Source organism: Aquimarina sp. (assembly GCF_977115655.1).
Genome location: NZ_CDSBKO010000134.1, coordinates 1 through 3,511 on the forward strand (window position 1 = coordinate 1; position 3,511 = coordinate 3,511).

At 28.1% G+C, this 3,511-nt stretch carries 3 protein-coding genes and 1 tRNA gene; all 4 read left to right on the top strand.

What is annotated here, in order from left to right; translation table 11 throughout:
• The first annotated feature begins 332 nt into the window (after positions 1–332).
• Complete coding sequence (locus tag ACZIYX_RS23760) at positions 333–1,301, top strand: sensor histidine kinase (RefSeq protein ID WP_462684749.1); 969 nt, start codon at positions 333–335, stop codon at positions 1,299–1,301.
• Positions 1,294–1,989, top strand: coding sequence for a LytR/AlgR family response regulator transcription factor (locus ACZIYX_RS23765; protein ID WP_462684750.1), 696 nt, complete (start codon positions 1,294–1,296; stop codon positions 1,987–1,989). Before ACZIYX_RS23760 ends, ACZIYX_RS23765 begins: the two co-directional genes overlap by 8 nt.
• A 120-nt stretch (positions 1,990–2,109) precedes the next feature.
• Positions 2,110–2,805 (top strand): DUF4386 domain-containing protein, encoded by a 696-nt coding sequence (locus ACZIYX_RS23770; protein WP_462684751.1) that lies wholly within the window; start codon positions 2,110–2,112, stop codon positions 2,803–2,805.
• 504 nt (positions 2,806–3,309) lie between these two features.
• A tRNA-Arg gene (locus ACZIYX_RS23775) sits at positions 3,310–3,383 on the top strand.
• The last annotated feature ends 128 nt before the right edge of the window (positions 3,384–3,511 follow it).

Genomic DNA, 3,511 nt, shown 5'->3' on the forward strand with positions numbered 1-3,511 from the left:
AACAGATGAAAAAGAAATAATTTATTAGTGCTATTTCAAAGTTAAAATGGTATTAGCCCCTCAATGAGGGATTAAAAACAGCTTATTTTCTTTTTCAACGATAAGTTCAAAATGCAAATAGTATAATATACTTTTATAATAACGCATTCAATTTAACTAATTTTATATCTTGCAGACAAACATGCAGAGTATGCCGAATACATTATTAAAATCATCAAGAATAAACGATTCTTGTTTTAACTCAAGAAATAGATGGTGAAACAGTGAAAAAACCAATTATTATCTTGTTACATATAGGTTTTTGGATATGTTATCTTTTTTTAATAATGATAATGATTGGGCTTTTATTTAAAAACAACACATATCAGGAAGCTCAAATCAACCTCTTCTTTAAGTATCTTTTTGGGTTTGCATTGCTCCCTTCGTTTATTTCATTTTATACATCCTACCTTTTTGTTTTTCCTAACTATCTTAAAGATAAAAGCAGGTACAAAACAATTGTTTACAGCTTTCTGTCTTCTCTGGTTTCAGCTTTTACAGGAACTATTTTTATATCGGTAATTGATGGAGATAACTGGTTGTATAATTGGCGTGAAGATTTTGTTGAAAGTATAATTTCTATTTTCTTTATTACAACAATTATTGGAGTCATAGCATTTATATTAAAAAGTGGTATAACCTGGTTTAATGACATTAAACTAAAAGAAGCTTTACAACAAAAAAACCATGAAACAGAAATGGCACTGGTTAAATCACAGTTAGATCCTCATTTTTTGTTTAATACTATTAATAACATTGATGTTTTAATACTTAAAAAGCCAGTGGAAGCTTCAGAATATTTAAACAAGCTATCCGATATCATGCGTTTTATGTTATATGAAACTAAAACGGAAAAAATTTTACTTTCTAAAGAAATCGAGTACATTAAAAAATATATAGAATTACAAAAAATAAGAACAACTAATTCTAGTTATCTAAATTTTGAAATAACAGGCTCTCCAAAAGGAAAAACTATTGCTCCAATGATTTTTATTCCTTTTATTGAAAATGCTTGTAAACATACAACCAATAAAAAACTGGCTAATGCTATAACAATTATTATAACGATTAATAATAAATCAATAGAATTGAAATGCGCAAACAAATTGGATCTCAACAAAAGGCTAAAACAAGAAAATAATGGTTTGGGCAATGAATTGATTCAAAAAAGACTGAATCTTATTTATCCAAAGGAGCATATATTGAAAATAACCAATCGAGATGATATTTATAGTGTTCAATTAACGATAAACAATGGATAAGTATAGCTGTATTATCATAGAGGATGAACCTTTGGCATTAGAGAGGATAAAAGATTTTGTCTCAAAAATACCCTTTCTTAATTTATGTGCTACATTTGATAATGCACTAGATGGTCTTGCTTATTTAAAAACAAACAAGGTATCTATTCTTTTTTTAGATATCCAAATGGATGAATTATCCGGAATTGAACTATTAGAAAGTTCTGAAATAACAAGTCAGGTTATTATTACAACGGCATACCAGGAACATGCTATAAAGGGATATGAACTTAACATTACCGATTATTTACTTAAACCATTTACATTTAACCGTCTTTTACAAGCTGTAAGTAAAGCTCAGAAAAATTTGAGTAGTAATAATCTGAGCACTTCAAATAATTTTATTTTCGTAAAAACAGAAAACCGACTGGAAAAAATTATGCTTGCCGATATTGTTTACATTGAAGGAATGCGTGATTATCGTAGAATTCATACTATCGATAAAAAAATTATGACTTTACAAAATTTTAAAGAATTAGAACAAATCATTCCTTCATCCATAGTGTGCAGGGTGCATAAATCGTATATGGTTGCCCTGAACAAGATAGATTTTATTGAACGTAGCAGAATAAGAATATCAAATCAGATCATTCCTGTTTCAGAAACGTACAAGGAATATTTTTTTCTGAAAATAAACGGTAAAGCTTAAATATTTTACAGCTTAAAAGTAACATTATGCAGACATGATTACTGACTTTGCATATTCAAATTGTATTACTAAAAGTATTCATTAATATTTGTTTAAGTATTAATCCTTAAACAAGTAAAAATGAATTCGTATAAAAACACGGGACGATTAGCAGGTTTTTTATTGCTTTTTTTAATATTAACCGGAGTATTTGCAGAGTTTTTTGTGCGTCAAAAACTATATGTAATCAATGATTCCTTTGCAACTACTCAAAATATAATTGAAAATCAAGGCCTTTTTCGCTTAGGGTTTGTAAGTGATCTGGTAATGTCTACACTATTTTTTTTATACGCCTATATTTTATATTGTATTTTTAAACCCATTAATAAAAATATTTCACTTTTTTTGTTATTGTGTGTAATAATATCTGTTGCCATGTTCTGTCAAAATGCATTATATCAATATTCTGTTTTGGAGCTATTGGTAAATGAAAATTATTCAAAAGCATTTAACACTGAACAAATACAAACTTTATCCATGTTTTTTCAAAACATTCATAGTAAAGGATATTTTGTGAATCAAATATTTTTTGGAATGTACTTATTTCCTTTAGGCTATATGATTTTTAAATCCGGATTAGTTCCTAAAATAATTGGAGTTTTTTTAATGTTGGGGTGTGCAGGAGATTTAGTAAGTTTCTTTGATTATTTCCTTTTCCCTAATCATGAATCTGTATTTATAAACAATATTACACTACCAGCAGATATAGGAGAATTTTCACTTTGCTTATGGCTTTTAATCATGGGAGCAAGAGACCCCAAACTAAACAGGAATTAAATACTTAACTCTGTGCAAATGCTATTCTTGATATCAAATTCTGTCACAAACTTTTGCCTTGAGTATTTAAGTTCAGGGCAAATAAATATAAGAATGGGGCATGAAAAAAACAAAAATGATTTTATCATCAAGCCCATAACCCAAAAAAAACTATTCGTAAAAATAGCGGATTTTTATTTTACAATAAGTTCAAAGCGTAACTGGTATTAGTTCTTTTTTACACAATTATCAAAACTTTGTTTGTAATCTAAAAGAATTTCTTCAAATATGTTTGTTTTAAACTTTAAAAAAATATTAATTATCCTTAGTATAAATCATAGAACCTCAAATAATTACAAAGCAATATGTTATTATGAAGAAAAAACATGGATTAAAGAAAAGAAATATTTTTTAAAAAAATACTTCAATATACTTGCAAAACCCCTAATGTGTTGTATATTTGCGCCGCTGAAAACGTCAAAAACGGCATGGTTTTTTTACCTTGCAGATGTTTCAAACGGTTACGGGCTCGTAGCTCAGCTGGATAGAGCACCTCCCTTCTAAGGAGGCGGTCATAGGTTCGAATCCTATCGGGCTCACAAAAGAGGTAAGCTTAACGTTTACCTCTTTTTATTTGTTTGTAAATCAATTTCTTATTTGTTGTTTGTTCCAATTTTTGCCTCATTGGGTTATATTTCTTAAATTAGATAACTAATTGATTTTCAAA